The organism is Streptomyces sp. NPDC096012 (assembly GCF_040426375.1).
Taxonomy (GTDB): Bacteria; Actinomycetota; Actinomycetes; order Streptomycetales; family Streptomycetaceae; genus Streptomyces.
Genome location: NZ_JBEOTD010000007.1, coordinates 160,521 through 176,744, shown reverse-complemented (window position 1 = coordinate 176,744; position 16,224 = coordinate 160,521). Strand labels below are relative to the sequence as shown.

Genomic DNA, 16,224 nt, shown 5'->3' with positions numbered 1-16,224 from the left:
TGACCGGCAGACGGTCGGCGGTCGACGTCCGCTCAGGACGCCGGCCTGCAGGCGCTCAGAACGTGTCGCTCGGGACGTAACTCCCCCACACCTCCCGCAGCGCCCCGCACACCTCCCCCACCGTCGCCCGCAGCCGCAGGGCCTCCTTCATCGGATACAGCACGTTGTCCTGCCCCTCGGCCGCCTTCCGCAGCGCGTCCAGAGCCGAGTCCACCGCCCCCTGGTCCCGCTCGGCCCGCAGCCGGGCCAGCCGTTCCGCCTGCCGGGCCTCGATCGCCGGGTCCACGCGCAGCGGCGCGTACGGCTCCTCCTCGTCCAGCCGGAAGCGGTTGACGCCGACCACCACCCGCTGACCGGAGTCGGTCTCCTGCGCGATGCGGTACGCGTTCCGTTCGATCTCGGACTTCTGGAAGCCCCGCTCGATCGCCGCGACCGCGCCGCCCAGGTCCTCGACCCTGCGCATGAGGGCGACGGCCGCCTCCTCCACGTCGTCCGTCATCCGCTCCACCGCGTAGGAGCCGGCGAACGGGTCCACCGTCGCCGGCACGTCCGTCTCGTAGGCCAGCACCTGCTGCGTACGCAGCGCGAGCCGCGCACTCTTGTCGGTCGGCAGGGCGAGCGCCTCGTCGAAGGAGTTGGTGTGCAGGGACTGGGTGCCGCCGAGGACCGCGCCCAGGGCCTGGACGGCGACCCGGACCAGGTTCACCTCGGGCTGCTGCGCGGTCAGTTGCACGCCGGCCGTCTGGGTGTGGAAGCGCAGCATCAGCGACTTGGGATTGCGGGCGCCGAACTCCTCCCTCATCACCCGCGCCCAGATCCGGCGCGCGGCGCGGAACTTGGCGACCTCCTCCAGCAGGGTCGTACGTGCCACGAAGAAGAAGGACAGGCGCGGGGCGAAGTCGTCCACGTCCATGCCGGCCGCCACCGCGGTGCGGACGTACTCGATGCCGTCGGCCAGGGTGAAGGCGATCTCCTGGACGGGGGAGGCGCCCGCCTCGGCCATGTGGTAGCCGGAGATCGAGATCGTGTTCCACTTCGGGATCTCGGCGGTGCAGTAGCGGAAGATGTCGGCGGTCAGGCGCAGGGACGGCTTGGGCGGGAAGATGTACGTGCCCCGCGCGATGTACTCCTTCAGCACGTCGTTCTGGATCGTGCCGGTCAGGCGCCCGGCCGGGACCCCCTGCTCCTCCGCCACGAGTTGGTGGAGCAGGAGCAGCAGGGCCGCCGGGGCGTTGATCGTCATGGACGTCGAGACCTCGCCCAGCGGGATGCCGTCGAACAGCACCCGCATGTCCTCGATCGAGTCGATCGCCACGCCCACCTTGCCGACCTCACCGTGGGCGAGGGGCGCGTCGGAGTCGTGGCCCATCTGGGTGGGCAGGTCGAAGGCGACGGACAGGCCGGTGGTGCCGTGGGCGATCAGCTGCCGGTAGCGGGCGTTGGACTCGGCGGCCGTGCCGAAGCCCGCGTACTGGCGCATGGTCCAGGGCCGGCCCGTGTACATGGTCGGGTACACCCCGCGGGTGAACGGGTACGCGCCCGGTTCGCCCAGCTTCTCGGCCGGGTCCCAGCCGTTCGGCCCGGGTGGTCCGTAGACCGGCTCGATGGGCAGGCCCGACTCCGACTCACGTGCCATGGATGCCTCCGCAGGACGTCTCGCTCCCCCTCACCATGCCCCGTAGTTCGGCGGCGCTCACGCGGGGAAGCATCCCTCGCATGAGGATCCCGGGCCCGCTCGCCGCCGTACTCGCCTCGGCCGCCGCTCTCGCGGCCCTCTGCGGCTGCACCGTGCAGCCCGCGGACGCCGACGGCAAGCACGGCCTGCCGGTGCGCATCAGCATGCCGTCGGACCGACCCGAACCCACCCGTACGGCCCCGGACCCGCCCGCGGCCGCGGCGCCGCGCGTGCTGTGGTCGCGCGGCGACAGCGGGCCCGGCGTACGGGAGCTGCAGGCGCGGCTGCGCCAGGTGGCGTGGCTGTACGACGGTCCGACGGGGTCGTACGACGATCTGACCGAGCGCGCCGTCGAGGGCTTCCAGGGCAAGCGCGGGCTGCCCCGGACCGGCGAGACGGACGCCGTGACCTGGCAGCGGCTGCTGGCGATGACCCGGCCGCCGGGGAAGTGGGAGCTGTACCTGATGGGCGGTCAGCCCGCCGGCGCGCCCGATCCCCGCTGCCTGTCCGGGCGGGTGCTGTGCATCGACAAGACCACCCGGACGCTGCGCTGGATGGTGGACGGCCGGACCGTGTCGACGGTGGCCGTGCGTTTCGGCGCCCAGTACACCCCGACCCGGGAGGGCGTGTTCCACATCTACTGGAAGTCACGGCACCATGTGTCGACGCTCTACCACTCGCCGATGCCGTACGCGATGTTCTTCAGCGGCGGCCAGGCGGTGCACTACTCGTACGACTTCGCGGCGCGCGGTTACGCGGGCGGCTCGCACGGGTGCGTGAACGTGCGGGACGAGACGGCGGTCGCCCGGTTGTTCGCCGAGGTGCGGGTCGGCGACAAGGTCGTCGTCCACTGGTGAGGGCCGGGCCGCCGGCGCGGGATGCGCGGGGGGTGCTTTGCGGGGCGCGGGCGGGACCGGGGGAACGTGTCCCGCCCGCGCCGTGTGCACGAGCCGTAGGTACGGGGGGAACCCCGGCTCGGTGCGACGGCCGATGACCAGTCGGCTCACTCAGTACTGCGCCACGGGCTCCAGAAACGTCACACCCAGCGCGGAAAATTTCCTCCGGCTCACGAAACCGCAGGTCAGAAGCGTCGGCGGTCTCCAGGAACGGCGCGGGGCCGACCGGGGCCGGTCACTGTGCGGTGTGCGCGGAGCCGACCGGGGCCGGTCACTGCGCGGTGTGCGCGGGGCCGACCGGGGCCGGTCACTGCCCGGTGTACGCGGGGCCGACCAGGGCCGGTCACGGCGCGGTGTGCGTGGGGCCCGATGCCGGGGTCACCGGCGCCGGGCGCCGGGCGGGGTGGCCGGAGTGGGCCGGGGCGGGGGTGGCGCCGGATCCTTCGCGGCTGAGGCTGCGCTGCGCGGGGCGGCCGCGGTCGGCGGGAACGGGCAGGGCACCGTGGCGCCGGTCCCCGCCGCCGCGATGCCGGTCGTCGCGGCCGTGACGCCCGTGGCCGCCTCGGTCCTTGCCGGGGTGGGCGTCCCCGTCGCCGCCCGGGTCGTCCCCCTGTTCGCCGCTCTTGCCGTGGCCCTTGTCCTTGCCCGCGCCGCGCTTGCCCGCGCCGCCCTCGCCGTTGCCCTTGTCCTCGCCGCCCTTGCCGGCCTCGCCCCGGCCGCCGGCCTTCGCGTCGCCCTTGCCGCCGTTCGTGGGGCCCGAGAACGGAGTTCCAGCGGTCAGGACGGTCTTGCAGAACTTGTCGACGCGCGCGGAGCCGCCCGCCAGACGCGCCAGCGCGCGCTTGCGGCCGGCGTCCAGCTCCCTGCCGTCCCGGACGGCGCGGCAGGCCGCGGCGGCGGCCGGCGAGTCGGCTCCGGCGCCCCCGGAGAACGCGCCGGAGCCTGAGTCGGCGCTCGGGCCGCCGTCCCCGTCCGGTCCGACGGCCTGGTCGGAGGCGTCGCCGCGAGAGGCGGGCGCGCCGGGGCCGCTGGGCGTGCCGGGGCCGCCGCCGGGCGTGGCGTGCGGGGAGGCGGAGCCGAGTGGCTGCCCGGAGGTCTCGGGGGTGACGGACGCGGCGGGCCCGGGGTGTTCGTCACGGAACGGCGTGGGCAGCACCCCGCTGCCGGCGGCGACGCCGACCCCGCCGAGCGTGCCCGCGACCACCGCGGCCGCGAGGGCGAGGCGCACCGGGCGGGCCCAGCGGGGGCGCCGGAGCGGGATTCCGCTACGGCCCGGTCCCGCGATGCGGATGAGGCCCACCTCGGCACCGTGGGCGGGTGTGCCGGTGCTCCGGCCCGGGGCGCCGTCGGCGCGGGCCGCGGTGGCGCGCTCGGCCTCGGCCGCCTCCCGCGCCTTGCGGAACGCGGCCAGGGCGGCGTACTCACCGGGGAGTTCACCAGGGGTGCGGGCCGCCTCGGCGGACAGCGCGCCGAGCAGCTCGGACAGGGGTTCGGCCTGGTCACGCCCGGAGGCGTCGACGGCTTCCAGCGGCTCACCACGCAGCAGACGTTCTGCCGTTCGACGGTTCAGCCACTTGTATCGCTCGTCGGCCATCACATGTCCTTCTGCGTCCGCGCACGCGTATGCGTCACAGTTGCGGACGTCACCGCGCCCCGGCGCGGTTCTCGCTGGGGTGGCAGCGCGTCGAGCCCGCCCGCCGATTCCGCATCGTCGGCGAGCAGCTCCGCGAGCCGCTTCAGGCCGCGGTGCGCGGCGGTGCGTACCGCACCGGCGCGTTTGCCGAGCGTCTCGGCGGCGGTCTTGGCGTCGAGCCCCACCACCACCCGCAGGACGACCGCTTCGGCCTGGTCCTGCGGGAGCCGGGCGATGAGGGAGAGGGCGCTGCCGGTGGCCAGGGCCTCGATGGCCTCACCCGCCGTGTCGGACTCGGCGGCCCGGCCGGTCAGCTCCGTCTCGTCGCCGCCGATGGCGGGGCGGCGGCCGCGCATGCGGATGTGGTCCAGGGCGCGATTGCGGGCGATCCGGGCGGCCCAGCCGCGGAACCGGTCGGCGTCGCCGCTGAACCGGTCGAGGTCGCGGGCGATCTGCAGCCAGGCCTCGGAGGCCACGTCCTCGGCGTCCGGGTCGCCGACCAGCGTGCGCACGTATCCGAGCAGCCGTGGCTGCACCGCGCGGTACACCACACGGAACGCGGTCTCGTCACCGTCCTGTGCTGCACGTACTGCGGCGGTCAGCTCCGCGTCGTCCCCCAGCACCGCACTCCCTTGAACGCCTGTCTTCGGTCGGCGCGAAAGGCACGTTACGGCGTGAAACCGCTGCCCGTCCATGTCCGTAGAAGATGCAACTAACTCGTGACCAGGCACGAATGTGCGCAGGGTGAGCTTCGGGTGTGCCGGGGTGTGACAGAAAACGCACTCATGGCGCTGAAGGAGGTACGGGCCGTGAACGGTCCGTACGCGCGACGGCCGGGGCCTCTCCTGTGGGGGGTGGCGGCCCCGGCCGTTGCCCCGTCGGGTACGGCCCGCGGGCGTCGGCGTTCGCTCCCTGGGCGGGCTGTGGCCGGGACGCCCGTCAACGGGAACCGGCCGCACGGCCGTTCGGGGCCCAGTCGTCCCGGGGCCGGGTCCGCGCCCGGTGCGCCCCCGCCTCACGGGCGGCCCGGAAGGCGGCCACGGCCCGGCGCTCGGCCTCCCGGGCAGGCCCGGACACGCCGCCGTCCGCACGCAGCACCGCACCGAACCGCGTCTCGAATCCGGGCAGCCGCGGCAGTCCGGGCGGTCCGGGGACGGCGGACGGGCCGCCGGTGCCGTGCCGTTGCGCCATGTCCGCCACCGGTCCCGTCCTCGTCCCGCACGCCGGGCCGTTCGCCTCCCGGCCGTGTGCACTCACTCCGACTCCCCCAGCGCCCGGGGCTCCGCATCCGTCACACCCTCGTCCGCCGCACTGGTCGCACCCTCGTCCGCCGCGCTCGTCGCACCCTCGTCCGCCGCGCTCGTCGCACCCCCGTCCGCCGCGCCCGGCGGGCCCAGTTGCCGGGCCAGCCGGCGCAGCCCGCGGTGGGCGGCCGTGCGGACGGCGCCGGGACGCTTGCCGAGAACGCGTGCGGCGGACGGCCCGTCGAGGCCGACGACCACCCGCAGCAGCACGGCCTCGGCCTGGTCCCGCGGCAGTGCCCGCACCAGTGCCAGCGCCCGCTCGGTGGACAGGGACTCCAGGGCCTGGTCGTGCGTGCTGTGCCGGCCGGGCAGGTCCAGGGCGGCCTGATCGAGCGCGGCCGGCCGGGGCCGGGTGCGCCGGCGGCGCAGCTGGTCCAGGGCCCGGTGCCGGGCGATGGTGGCGGTCCAGCCGCGGAATCCGGCGCCGTCGCCCTTGAACCGGCCGAGGTCCCGGGCGATCTCCAGCCAGGCCTCGGACGCCACGTCCTCGGCGTCGTCGCCGACCAGGCCCCGCAGGTATCCGAGCAGCGCGGGCTGCACGATCCGGTAGGCCACCGCGAAGGCGGCCTCGTCCCCCTCCTGGGCCCGCGCGACGGCCGCGCCCAGCTCCGCGTCCCGCGGCTGCGGTCGGCGTTCCCCTCCCTGGCCCAAGACGTCCTCGTTCGTGCCGAGTCATGGCCACCGCGGGCGTCCCTCGGGGTGCGCCTCGCTGCCGCCGTGTCCGCGTCCTCCACGATCATCAGCGCCGGGTCCCGCGGAAGTGTCACAGCCGGGCCGGGGGCCCGGGACGTCCGCGACCGCGGCAGGCGCACCCCGGCGTCCGGGGCGGACCGGATCAGCCGAGGGCGGTCGCGTCGCGGCAGAGCAGGCGCAGCGAGCCGTGGCCGGTGAAGCAGCGCCGGGCCTCGTCGATGGGGTCCCACAGCCGGCCGTCGGGAGTGCGCACCCAGTGCTCCCCGCCGGTCGTCCACCACTCGGCGCCGGTCCGGCGCACGATCACCTCGCCGGCGTAGGCGCCGAAGGCGCGCAGCGCGCTCTCCACCGCTGCGTACGGCGGCTGCTCATGGCGTATCTCCTCGATGATCCGGTCCACCCGCCACAGGCTCTGCGCCGAGTAGTCGAGCCGTATCCGCGCCCCCTCACGCATGGTCGCGACCGCGTCCGCCGCCCACCGCTCTGGCTTCGCCGCGGCGTGCGGCCTGGTCTGCTGCTGTGCTGTCACGTACTGGGCTGTCACATAGGGAAAAGCGAGCCGGGAGGGGGATCCGTCACCGGATTCGGCGACGTTTCGCCAACCGGCGCAGGACCGCCCCATGTCCACCGCACGACAGTCACAGGACCCGCCCGGCCACGGGGTTTGAACCACGGAAGCGGCTTCTGCCGGGGGCGGGAGCAGACGGGGGGGCGGGAGCAGACGGTGGTGCCCAGCGGCTTGCGTCCCCGAGTCCTACGCCCTGGAGTCCTGCGCCCCGGAGTCCTGCGCCTCCGGGTCCACGGTGCCCCGGGCCCGGCGGGAGACCACCGCGCGCAGGACGCGGCGGCCCTCGACCGAGACTTCGCGGGCGTGGCGCAGGCCGTGTGCGCCGTGGCCGGCGAGGAGTTCCAGGACGGCGACCTGCCGGCGCAGCTCGGCGGCGACCAGCGGCTGGAGATCCTCCGCGGCACCCGCGCGCCCGGCGGCGAGGCCGTCCTCGTCCGTGGTGCCGGTGGCGGGGTCGAGCAGCCGGTGGACCCGCAGGGAGGCGACCGAGCAGGCGTCGGCCCACGGCCGTACCGTGCCGGCGGTGCGCTCGGCCGGGGCCGCGTCCAGCATGCGGCGGGTGAGCCGGGCGGCCTCGTCCTCGGCGGACGGCGCGGTGCCGAGCGCGGCACGCGCCTTTTCCAGGCCCTCGCCCCAGTCGGAGCCGTCGGCGAGGGCCGCCCACAGCGGGCGGAGCAGTTCGTCGTCACCGCCGAGCAGGGGCAGGCACCGATCCAAACAAGCCAAGCCGCTGGCGGCCAGTCCGCGCTCGTCGGCCTGCGCGATCAGTTCCACCAGGCTCATCAAAGCCTCCCTCGCCTGGGCACCGCCCGGTACGGAGCCCGCACTTCCCCTTACTGCGTGCGACGGCCCAGGAGTGTCACTGCCGAAGCGTTTCAGCCAAGTGCCGGGGTCGGCAGCGGGCCCGCGAGGACCTTGCGGCCCTGCGGGGCGGTCAGTTCGAGGACCACCACGACGCCGAGCACGGCGGCCACCACGTCGAGCACGTCACCGACGAGCGTCAGCCGGGCCGCGTCGCACGGTTCCGACGCCGTCCCGGCCCGCCCCCGACCGGGAGGTTCCGGGGCGGGCGGCGAAGAGGGAGACGAGCCACATCGTCCACCGGGCGTCGACCACCGTGTGCCCGGCCGCTCACCCCAGGGGGCGCCGGCGTCCCAGCCGTCCAGGACGATCCGGTGGCGTGGGCGCAGCGGTGGCGCAGGGTGTTGTCGGCCGCCGCGCTGAAGTCGCGGCGGCGCACGCAGAGCACGCCGGGATCCCCGGGACGAGGACGGAAGCGGGAGGGCGACGGAACTCACGCGGCTCGCGTGGCTCTCCCCCCTGAGCCGGTGCGCGCGTCGAAACCGCCGGAACCTGCGTTCCGGGACCGTCCTCCGTCCACGCGTCTCCCGGCGCGGGCCTCAGCCCAGCCGGCCCGCCAGCCGCTGGAAGTCGGCCCAGGTCAGTGCCGGCTTGCCCGGGTCCCACAGCTTCTGCACGGTGGCCCGCAGCGGCATCCGGATCCCGGCGGCGACCTGGTCCTGCGTCTGCGCGTTGGGGAAGTCGCCCCACACGGCGAACGTCCCGCCGAGGACCTGCCCGTCGTAGCGCGCCGGCACGGCGGTCGTGCCGCGCACCACCCGCGGGTTCCACTGCTCGTATATGCGCTGCCCCGTCGGATACACGAAGGTCTGCGGCTGCCCGAGCACGTAGTACAGGAACTCGTCGTTGTAGTTGATCATCTTCCGCCCCGCGGCCAGGTACTCCACCGGCTCCCGGGCGCCGATCTCCTTGCCGGTCCAGTAGGCGACCTGGAGGTCCCCGGCGGGCTGCACGGAGGTGCCCCGGAAGAAGCCGTCGTTCCAGGCCCGGATGGTCTTGTGGTGGGGGCGGACGGTGTCGGCGCGGTCGTTGAGCCACTGCGTGGTGAGGTCGGCGACGGTGCCGCCGGAGCCGTAGGCCCGCCGCGCGGCCGCGGCCAGCTGCGGATAGGAGGCCTGCGGGTCCTTCACGGTCAGCGCCTGGTACTCGTCGCCGCCGAGATGCCACTGGCCGCCGGTGAACAGGCCCGCGTACTCGTTCAGCAGATCGTCGACGATCTTCGCGGCGGCCGGGTTGGAGATGTCGACCGCGCCCCTGGTCGCCACCCCGTTCGCGTTGCGCAGCTGCAGGTCCGGGTGGGCGGCGATGACGGCGCCCAGGTGTCCCGGCGAGTCGATCTCGGGCACGACGGTGATGTGCCGGCTGTTCGCCAGGTCCACGATCCTCTTGACCTGCGCCTTGGTCAGGTGGTCCGGGGAGACGATCTCGGGGTGGGTGCTGGACTCGATCCGGAAGGCCTGGTCGTCGGAGAAGTGCAGCCCCAGCTCGTTGTACTTCAGATCGCCCAGCTCGCGGACGCGGTCCTCGATCCAGGACTCGCTGTACGGCTTGCGCGCGATGTCCACCATGAACCCGCGCACCGGTTTGGCGGGCTCGTCCCGCACGACCCCCTCCGGGGCCGTGCCCCCGCCGTGGACCTCCTGCTTCAGCGTGCGGGTGCCGTAGAAGACCCCGGCCTGGGCCGGCCCGCTGATGTCGACCCGCCCGCCGCGGACGGTCATCGTGTACGACTCCGGGTTCCCGCCCGCGCCGCCGAGCGCGAGCCGCACGTCACCGGCCCGCGCGTCGTTCTTCTGGCCGCCGTAGGCCAGTCCCAGCTCACCGGCCAGCAGCCGGCCCTCGTCGGCCAGCCCGGCGTCGCTCACCACCACCCGCTCGCCCCGCTGCGGCTTCCAGCCGGGGCCGCGCGCCGCCGTGTGGGAGCGCACCGCGGGGATCGTGCGGGGCGCCTGCGACAGCGGATAGGACGGGGTCGGCGACGGACTCGCCGACGGCGCTGCCCGGTGTCCGGAGCCGGACACCCGGTCGGAGGACTGGCGCGCACCTCCCTCCGCGTTCGCGCCGTCCCCGTTCGCCGAGGCCCACACGCCCACGCCCGTGCCGAGCGCGACGGTGCCGACGAACGCGGCGGCCACCACCGCGCGCTTCCGTATCACCTGCTGCGCCGTGTCCCGGCGCTTGTGCTGGTTCACTCTGCCAACGTACGACCGATCGCCGCCTCGTTCGTCACCCAGGCGTTCCGAAACTCTGCCGTCCGGGTGAAATTCGGGCATCGCGCGGACACACAGTGACCATTCTCGATAACCTGACGACACATCTTTCACAGCATCCCCTGCCACACCGCATGTGACGCGAGGACCCACGCTGCCCGCCCACCGTCTCCCGCATCTCCCCACGCCCCTGGACGCCTTCAACGGCGCCCCGGCCGACGAGGCCCGCACCCTCCTGCAGCACTGCCTGCACAGCCCGTGCTGGGCCCACCGGCTCGCGGAGCACCGCCCCTACCCCGACCTGGACGCCCTCCTGGCGGCCGCGGACGAGGCGGCCTACGACCTGTCCCCGGCCGATCTGTCGGAGGCGCTGGCCGGGGAGTCGCTGCCCGAGCTGCCCGAGGACGCCTACTCGGCGGCCCACATGGCCCTGAGCGCGGCGAACGCGGCCTACGAGGCGAGATTCGGACACGCGTTCGTCATCTCTCTGGGTGATGTCCCTCCGGACGAGGCCCTCGACCGCATCCTGGAGGCCATTCGGTCACGATTGGTGAACGATCCGGAGGAGGAGCGGGTCGTGGCCGCGGACGAGCTGCGGCGCCTCGCGAGGGGCCGGCTGGAGGAGTTCCTGCGGGCCGCGGGGAGCTGCGCGGCCGGTCAGGGCGCGCCCACCACCGGAAAATAGCCGCGCAGACCGGGCCGAATGCCGCATCTGTAGCCCGTCCGGTGCCACTTTGATCACACAGTCAGGCCCCCCGTCGGGCACGGCGCGGCGCCTCGCTACGATGCTGGGGGCCGGTGGACCGTACCCGGCCGGGCCCGACCGACAGTGAAGCCGGCGCGGCCCTAGTCCCCGCTCCCGGAGGGTTCTTCCGTGCCGGCTGGAACGCTGTACCGCGGCCGGGAAGGAATGTGGTCCTGGGTGGCTCATCGAGTCACCGGCGTCCTCATCTTCTTCTTCCTGTTCGTCCATGTCCTGGACACCGCTCTCGTGCGTGTCTCCCCTGAGGACTACGACAAGGTCGTAGCCACGTACAAGACGCCGATCGTGGCGCTGTTGGAGTACGGCCTCGTAGCCGCCGTCCTCTTCCACGCGCTCAACGGCCTGCGTGTCATCGCCGTCGACTTCTGGTCGAAGGGCCCGCGCTACCAGAAGCAGATGTTCTGGTCCGTCGCCATCGTCTGGGCCGTCCTGATGGGCGGGGCGGTCTACCCCGTCCTCGGCCACGCCGCTCGTGTTCTGTTCGGGAGCTGACGCCCATGTCCACGACTGAAGTCTCCTCCGGAGTCGGCCCCGTCGAGGGCGCCCCCGTGTACACCGTCGACAACCCCGCCCCGTTCATCGAGGCGCCGCGCAAGCGCACCAAGAAGTCCCCGAAGTCCACCCGGGGCAACTTCGAGATGGCGGCCTGGCTGTTCATGCGCCTGTCCGGCATCGTGCTGGTCGTGCTGGTCATCGGCCACCTGCTGATCCAGCTGGTGCTGGACGGCGGCGTGTCCAAGATCGGCTTCGCCTTCGTGGCCGGCCGCTGGGCGTCCCCGTTCTGGCAGCTCTGGGACCTGCTGATGCTGTGGCTCGCGATGCTGCACGGCGCCAACGGCCTGCGCACGGTCATCAACGACTACGCCGAGCGGGCGAACACCCGGCTGTGGCTCAAGGGCCTGCTCTACACCGCCACGGTGTTCACCATCCTGCTGGGCACGCTGGTGATCTTCACCTTCGACCCGAACATCCGCTAGGCACGGGGCTGCGAGAATCATGAAGATCCACAAGTACGACACCGTCATCGTCGGCGCCGGTGGCGCGGGCATGCGCGCCGCCATCGAGGCGACGAAGCGCAGCCGCACCGCCGTGCTGACCAAGCTCTACCCCACCCGCTCCCACACGGGCGCCGCGCAGGGCGGCATGGCCGCCGCGCTCGCCAACGTGGAGGAGGACAACTGGGAGTGGCACACCTTCGACACGGTCAAGGGCGGTGACTACCTGGTCGACCAGGACGCCGCCGAGATCCTGGCGAAGGAGGCCATCGACGCCGTCCTCGACCTGGAGAAGATGGGCCTGCCGTTCAACCGGACGCCGGACGGGAGGATCGACCAGCGCCGCTTCGGCGGGCACTCCCGCAACCACGGTGAGGCCCCGGTCCGCCGGTCCTGCTACGCCGCGGACCGCACCGGCCACATGATCCTCCAGACGCTGTACCAGAACTGCGTCAAGGAGGGCGTGGAGTTCTTCAACGAGTTCTACGTCCTGGACCAGCTGATCACCGAGGTCGACGGCGTCAAGCGGTCGGCCGGCGTGGTGGCGTACGAGCTGGCCACCGGCGAGATCCACATCTTCCAGGCGAAGGCCGTGATCTACGCCTCCGGTGGCACCGGCAAGTTCTTCAAGGTGACCTCCAACGCGCACACCCTCACCGGTGACGGCCAGGCCGCCGTCTACCGCCGGGGTCTGCCGCTGGAGGACATGGAGTTCTTCCAGTTCCACCCGACCGGCATCTGGCGCATGGGCATCCTGCTCACCGAGGGCGCCCGCGGTGAGGGCGGCATCCTGCGCAACAAGGACGGCGAGCGCTTCATGGAGAAGTACGCGCCGGTCATGAAGGACCTCGCCTCCCGTGACGTCGTCTCCCGCTCCATCTACACGGAGATCCGCGAGGGCCGCGGCTGCGGTCCCGAGGGCGACCACGTCTACCTGGACCTGACGCACCTGCCGCCGGAGCAGCTGGACGCCAAGCTCCCGGACATCACCGAGTTCGCGCGCACCTACCTCGGCATCGAGCCCTACACGGACCCGATCCCGATCCAGCCGACCGCGCACTACGCGATGGGCGGCATCCCGACCAACGTCGAGGGTGAGGTCCTCGCGGACAACACCACCGTCGTCCCGGGCCTGTACGCGGCCGGCGAGGTCGCCTGCGTGTCGGTGCACGGCGCCAACCGCCTCGGCACCAACTCGCTGCTGGACATCAACGTCTTCGGCCGCCGCGCCGGCATCGCCGCCGCCGAGTACTCGGCGAAGGCGGACTTCGTCGAGCTGCCCGAGGCACCGGAGTCCCTGGTCGTCGAGCAGATCGAGCGGCTGCGCACCTCCACCGGCAACGAGCGGGTGGCCACGATCCGCCGCGAGCTGCAGGAGACCATGGACGCCAACGTCATGGTGTTCCGCACCGAGCAGACGATCAAGACGGCCGTCGAGAAGATCGCCGAGCTGCGCGAGCGGTACAAGAACGTGTCGATCCAGGACAAGGGCAAGCGGTTCAACACGGACCTCCTCGAGGCGATCGAGCTGGGCAACCTGCTCGACCTCGCCGAGGTCATGGCGGTGTCCGCCCTCGCCCGCAAGGAGTCCCGCGGCGGTCACTACCGCGAGGACTACCCGAACCGCGACGACGTCAACTTCATGCGCCACACCATGGCGTACCGCGAGGTCGGCGCCGACGGTTCGGAGACCGTCCGTCTCGACTACAAGCCGGTCGTCCAGACCCGCTACCAGCCGATGGAGCGTAAGTACTGATGGCTACCCCTGTTCTGGACAAGGCGGACGCGGCCGGCCAGCCCGAGCCCGGCTTCGCCGACTCCCCCTACATCACGGTCACCTTCCGCATCCGCCGGTTCAACCCGGAGGTCTCGGCGGAGGCGGTCTGGGAAGACTTCCAGCTGGAGATCGACCCCAAGGAGCGGGTCCTCGACGGCCTCCACAAGATCAAGTGGGACATCGACGGCACCCTGACCTTCCGCCGCTCGTGCGCGCACGGCATCTGCGGCTCGGACGCGATGCGGATCAACGGCAAGAACCGCCTTGCCTGCAAGACGCTGATCAAGGACATCAACCCCGAGAAGCCGATCACGGTCGAGCCCATAAAGGGCCTGACGGTCCTGAAGGACCTGATCGTGGACATGGAGCCGTTCTTCCAGGCGTACCGGGACGTCATGCCGTTCCTGATCACGAACGACACCAACGAGCCGACCCGCGAGCGGCTGCAGTCCCCCGAGGACCGCGCGCGCTTCGACGACACCACCAAGTGCATCCTGTGCGCCGCGTGCACGTCGTCCTGCCCGGTGTTCTGGAACGACGGCCAGTACTTCGGCCCGGCCGCGATCGTCAACGCCCACCGCTTCATCTTCGACTCGCGTGACGACGCCGGCGAGCAGCGGCTGGAGATCCTCAACGACCGCGACGGTGTGTGGCGTTGCCGCACGACCTTCAACTGCACGGACGCCTGCCCGCGCGGTATCGAGGTCACGAAGGCCATCCAGGAAGTGAAGCGCGCCCTGATCACGCGCCGCTTCTGATCCCACCGCAGCACGCCCGAGGGCCCCGTCTCCGACAGGAGGCGGGGCCCTCGGGCGCGTTCGGGCAGCGTCAGCCGCGCAGCGGGTTGCCCTGCTTGTCCGTGCGGTCGTTGCTGGTCAGGAACAGGATGCCGTCGATCAGCGCCCAGAAGCCGAGGCCGCCGCAGGTGAACAGCTGGGCCAGGGCGATGCCCGTGGAGCCGACGTAGAAGCGGCCGGCGCCGAAGCTGCCGAGGAAGAGCTGCAGGATGCCCGCGACGATCTTCGACTTGTCGGAGTACGGACGGCCCTGCGGGTCGACGCCGTACGGGGCCTGCGGAGTGGGGACGGACATGTTCGTGCTCCTGGAATGCCGTGGATGACGGAAGTGAGGAGCCCCGGGGACGGGGTGCTCCGATGTGCGCGCAGGGGAGAACCCGGCGCGGTACACGACCGCCGTCCCCCTGTGTCCGCGAGTCTAGAGAGTGTAAAGAACGAAAAATGGCCAGGGTGGCCGATTGTTCGTCTTTCGTGATCATCTCGCGGCCGGCACCGTGCGGGCGCCGGCCGGGGGTCACCCGACGAGGTTGCGAACGACCGTCCAGACGAGGGCGATTGCCGGTACGGCCAGCTGCACCCACCGGGCCGGCCGGGGGCGCCAGGCGCGCCCGTGCAGCCCCTCCCACGTCCAACGGCCCCACAGCGCCAGCGCGAAGGGCGCGGCGAGCAGCAGGGCGCGGTTGTCCAGCCACGCCTGGGCGAGGTGACCGTGCATCAGGTCGTAGACCATGCGTGTGCCGCCACAGGCCGGGCAGAGCAGGCCGGTGACGAGGTGGAACGGGCACCGGGGCAGGAACTGGCCCGGCCGGTGCGGGTCGGTGCCGTAGAGGTGGACCAGCCCCGCCGCGCCCGCGACGAGCACCGCCACCGGTGCGGTCGCGGGACGGCGCAGCAGGGGCCGGCCCAGCACATCAGCCACGCAGGATCCGCCCCTGACCGTCGGTGTGGCTGTCGCCGACCAGCAGCATGATGCCGTCGATGAGCGCCCAGATGCCGAAGCCGCCGCAGGTGAACAGCTGCGCCAGACCCATGCCGACGCTGCCTATGTAGAACCGGCCCACGCCCAGGGTGCCGAGGGTCAGCTGGAGCACACCGGCGACGATCTTCGACTTGTCGGAGTAGGGCCGCCCGTAGAGGTCGTAGCCGTAGGGGGCGTTCGGGTCGCCGGTGTAGGTCCCGGGCGGGGGCATGTAGGCCCCGGGGGCGGGGTAGCCGGCCGGCGGATAGCCGCCTTGCGGGTAGCCGCCCTGCGGCTGGCCCCCCTGGGGGGCGCCCGCCGGATAGCCGGGGGGCTGGGGGTAGCCGTATCCGGGCTGGGGCGGCTGCTGCGGCTGTTCGGTCACGGTCGTTCTCCGGTGGCCTTGACTGGACTGACTTGGCTGACCGTCGGATGGCCGGATATACGGTGTTCGACGGCGAAGGCACATCTTGCCGGAGATCAACTGCCCCTGAGAAGTCGTTTCCGGCACGGACCGGGCACACGGCACCGGCAATGTCCGTTTCCGGTCGACATGACACCTAATCTGATGGCATGTCAGACGACCAGTCCTACGAGCTGCTCGGTTTCGACAACGTGCTGCTGCCCGTCGGTGACCTCGCCGACGCGATCGGATTCTACGAGCGGGCCGGGTTCACCGTCGGATTCCGGTTCGACGAGGCCGGGATCGCGCTGCTGAAGGTCGGCGCGGAGACGCCCGGCATCCTGCTGCGCGCCGAGGAGGCGGTGGCGCACCGGTCGCCGCCCTGGCCCTCGCCCCGCATCTGGCTGGAGGTGCCGGACGCGCGGGTGGCGGCGCGGGAGCTGGCCGCGGCGGGCATCGAACCCCTCGACGGGGTGTTCCCGGTGGCCACCGGCTGGACCGTGGAGATCGCCGACCCCTGGGGCAACATCCTCGGCCTCACGGACTACACCAAGCGCCCGGAACTGGGCCGCAGGGCCTGACCGGCCGGTCCGGGGTCCCTGACCGTGCCTCAGCCCGCCCACCGGCCGTCCGCGGGCCCGGGACTCCGACCGTCCGCCGGCCCGGGACTCCACCCGTCCGCCGGCCCCCC

Annotated in this window: 18 protein-coding genes; 7 read left to right on the top strand and 11 right to left on the bottom strand. The window is 72.7% G+C overall.

Annotation, left to right across the window (positions count from 1 at the left end):
• Positions 1–55: 55 nt before the first annotated feature.
• Positions 56–1,636: an acyl-CoA mutase large subunit family protein gene (locus ABVB68_RS10490; protein ID WP_353600629.1), complete on the bottom strand. Its 1,581-nt coding sequence runs from the start codon at positions 1,634–1,636 to the stop codon at positions 56–58.
• 80 nt (positions 1,637–1,716) lie between these two features.
• On the opposite strand from ABVB68_RS10490, the gene ABVB68_RS10485 reads away from it, so the two are divergent.
• Positions 1,717–2,532, top strand: a complete 816-nt coding sequence (locus ABVB68_RS10485; protein ID WP_353600628.1) for a L,D-transpeptidase family protein — start codon at positions 1,717–1,719, stop codon at positions 2,530–2,532.
• A gap of 382 nt (positions 2,533–2,914) precedes the next feature.
• Here ABVB68_RS10485 and ABVB68_RS10480 read toward each other — a convergent pair whose 3' ends face one another.
• From ABVB68_RS10480 to ABVB68_RS10450, 7 genes are all read right to left on the bottom strand, one after another.
• The gene (locus ABVB68_RS10480) at positions 2,915–4,165 is read right to left on the bottom strand and encodes a hypothetical protein (RefSeq protein ID WP_353600627.1); all 1,251 of its coding nucleotides are present in this window, start codon (positions 4,163–4,165) and stop codon (positions 2,915–2,917) included.
• Positions 4,165–4,827, bottom strand: a complete 663-nt coding sequence (locus ABVB68_RS10475) for an RNA polymerase sigma factor (protein WP_353600626.1) — start codon at positions 4,825–4,827, stop codon at positions 4,165–4,167. Before ABVB68_RS10475 ends, ABVB68_RS10480 begins: the two co-directional genes overlap by 1 nt.
• Before the next feature lie 316 nt (positions 4,828–5,143).
• On the bottom strand, positions 5,144–5,404 hold the full coding sequence (locus ABVB68_RS10470; RefSeq protein ID WP_353600625.1) for a hypothetical protein: 261 nt from the start codon (positions 5,402–5,404) through the stop codon (positions 5,144–5,146).
• Between the two features lie 53 nt (positions 5,405–5,457).
• A complete protein-coding gene (locus ABVB68_RS10465; RefSeq protein ID WP_353600624.1) occupies positions 5,458–6,159 on the bottom strand; it encodes an RNA polymerase sigma factor in 702 nt (233 codons plus the stop codon).
• Between the two features lie 184 nt (positions 6,160–6,343).
• Positions 6,344–6,730, bottom strand: coding sequence for a hypothetical protein (locus ABVB68_RS10460; RefSeq protein ID WP_353600623.1), 387 nt, complete (start codon positions 6,728–6,730; stop codon positions 6,344–6,346).
• 225 nt (positions 6,731–6,955) lie between these two features.
• A complete protein-coding gene (locus ABVB68_RS10455; RefSeq protein ID WP_353600622.1) occupies positions 6,956–7,552 on the bottom strand; it encodes a hypothetical protein in 597 nt (198 codons plus the stop codon).
• 617 nt (positions 7,553–8,169) lie between these two features.
• Positions 8,170–9,768, bottom strand: a complete 1,599-nt coding sequence (locus ABVB68_RS10450; protein ID WP_503006066.1) for a beta-N-acetylhexosaminidase — start codon at positions 9,766–9,768, stop codon at positions 8,170–8,172.
• A gap of 208 nt (positions 9,769–9,976) precedes the next feature.
• Between ABVB68_RS10450 and ABVB68_RS10445 the strand changes: the two genes are divergently transcribed.
• The 5 genes from ABVB68_RS10445 (at position 9,977) to ABVB68_RS10425 (ending at position 14,133) form a co-directional block, all read left to right on the top strand.
• On the top strand, positions 9,977–10,525 hold the full coding sequence (locus tag ABVB68_RS10445) for a 2-oxo-4-hydroxy-4-carboxy-5-ureidoimidazoline decarboxylase (protein WP_353600620.1): 549 nt from the start codon (positions 9,977–9,979) through the stop codon (positions 10,523–10,525).
• A gap of 189 nt (positions 10,526–10,714) precedes the next feature.
• Positions 10,715–11,095, top strand: coding sequence for a succinate dehydrogenase, cytochrome b556 subunit (gene sdhC, locus ABVB68_RS10440; protein WP_353600619.1), 381 nt, complete (start codon positions 10,715–10,717; stop codon positions 11,093–11,095).
• Between the two features lie 5 nt (positions 11,096–11,100).
• Positions 11,101–11,580, top strand: coding sequence for a succinate dehydrogenase hydrophobic membrane anchor subunit (locus ABVB68_RS10435; RefSeq protein ID WP_353600618.1), 480 nt, complete (start codon positions 11,101–11,103; stop codon positions 11,578–11,580).
• A 19-nt stretch (positions 11,581–11,599) separates the two neighbouring features.
• A complete protein-coding gene (gene sdhA, locus ABVB68_RS10430; RefSeq protein WP_353600617.1) occupies positions 11,600–13,354 on the top strand; it encodes a succinate dehydrogenase flavoprotein subunit in 1,755 nt (584 codons plus the stop codon).
• The gene (locus ABVB68_RS10425; RefSeq protein ID WP_353600616.1) at positions 13,354–14,133 is read left to right on the top strand and encodes a succinate dehydrogenase iron-sulfur subunit; all 780 of its coding nucleotides are present in this window, start codon (positions 13,354–13,356) and stop codon (positions 14,131–14,133) included. Before sdhA ends, ABVB68_RS10425 begins: the two co-directional genes overlap by 1 nt.
• 70 nt (positions 14,134–14,203) lie before the next feature.
• Here ABVB68_RS10425 and ABVB68_RS10420 read toward each other — a convergent pair whose 3' ends face one another.
• The 3 genes from ABVB68_RS10420 to ABVB68_RS10410 all read right to left on the bottom strand — a co-directional run bounded on the left by ABVB68_RS10420 (position 14,204) and on the right by ABVB68_RS10410 (position 15,515).
• Entirely contained in the window at positions 14,204–14,467 is a 264-nt protein-coding gene (locus ABVB68_RS10420; RefSeq protein ID WP_353600615.1) for a TM2 domain-containing protein, read from the bottom strand.
• Between the two features lie 219 nt (positions 14,468–14,686).
• On the bottom strand, positions 14,687–15,091 hold the full coding sequence (locus tag ABVB68_RS10415) for a DUF2752 domain-containing protein (protein WP_353600614.1): 405 nt from the start codon (positions 15,089–15,091) through the stop codon (positions 14,687–14,689).
• On the bottom strand, positions 15,084–15,515 hold the full coding sequence (locus ABVB68_RS10410) for a TM2 domain-containing protein (RefSeq protein ID WP_353600613.1): 432 nt from the start codon (positions 15,513–15,515) through the stop codon (positions 15,084–15,086). Before ABVB68_RS10410 ends, ABVB68_RS10415 begins: the two co-directional genes overlap by 8 nt.
• Before the next feature lie 188 nt (positions 15,516–15,703).
• Between ABVB68_RS10410 and ABVB68_RS10405 the strand changes: the two genes are divergently transcribed.
• On the top strand, positions 15,704–16,114 hold the full coding sequence (locus tag ABVB68_RS10405) for a VOC family protein (RefSeq protein WP_353600612.1): 411 nt from the start codon (positions 15,704–15,706) through the stop codon (positions 16,112–16,114).
• Positions 16,115–16,224: the final 110 nt, after the last annotated feature.

Coding starts and splice junctions, on each gene's coding strand:
- sdhA (WP_353600617.1), top strand. CDS start 11,600: ATGAAGATCCACAAGTACGACACCGTCATCGTCGGCGCCGGTGGCGCG.
- ABVB68_RS10455 (WP_353600622.1), bottom strand. CDS start 7,552: ATGAGCCTGGTGGAACTGATCGCGCAGGCCGACGAGCGCGGACTGGCC.
- ABVB68_RS10490 (WP_353600629.1), bottom strand. CDS start 1,636: ATGGCACGTGAGTCGGAGTCGGGCCTGCCCATCGAGCCGGTCTACGGA.
- ABVB68_RS10435 (WP_353600618.1), top strand. CDS start 11,101: ATGTCCACGACTGAAGTCTCCTCCGGAGTCGGCCCCGTCGAGGGCGCC.
- ABVB68_RS10485 (WP_353600628.1), top strand. CDS start 1,717: ATGAGGATCCCGGGCCCGCTCGCCGCCGTACTCGCCTCGGCCGCCGCT.
- ABVB68_RS10420 (WP_353600615.1), bottom strand. CDS start 14,467: ATGTCCGTCCCCACTCCGCAGGCCCCGTACGGCGTCGACCCGCAGGGC.
- ABVB68_RS10405 (WP_353600612.1), top strand. CDS start 15,704: ATGTCAGACGACCAGTCCTACGAGCTGCTCGGTTTCGACAACGTGCTG.
- ABVB68_RS10425 (WP_353600616.1), top strand. CDS start 13,354: ATGGCTACCCCTGTTCTGGACAAGGCGGACGCGGCCGGCCAGCCCGAG.
- ABVB68_RS10480 (WP_353600627.1), bottom strand. CDS start 4,165: ATGGCCGACGAGCGATACAAGTGGCTGAACCGTCGAACGGCAGAACGT.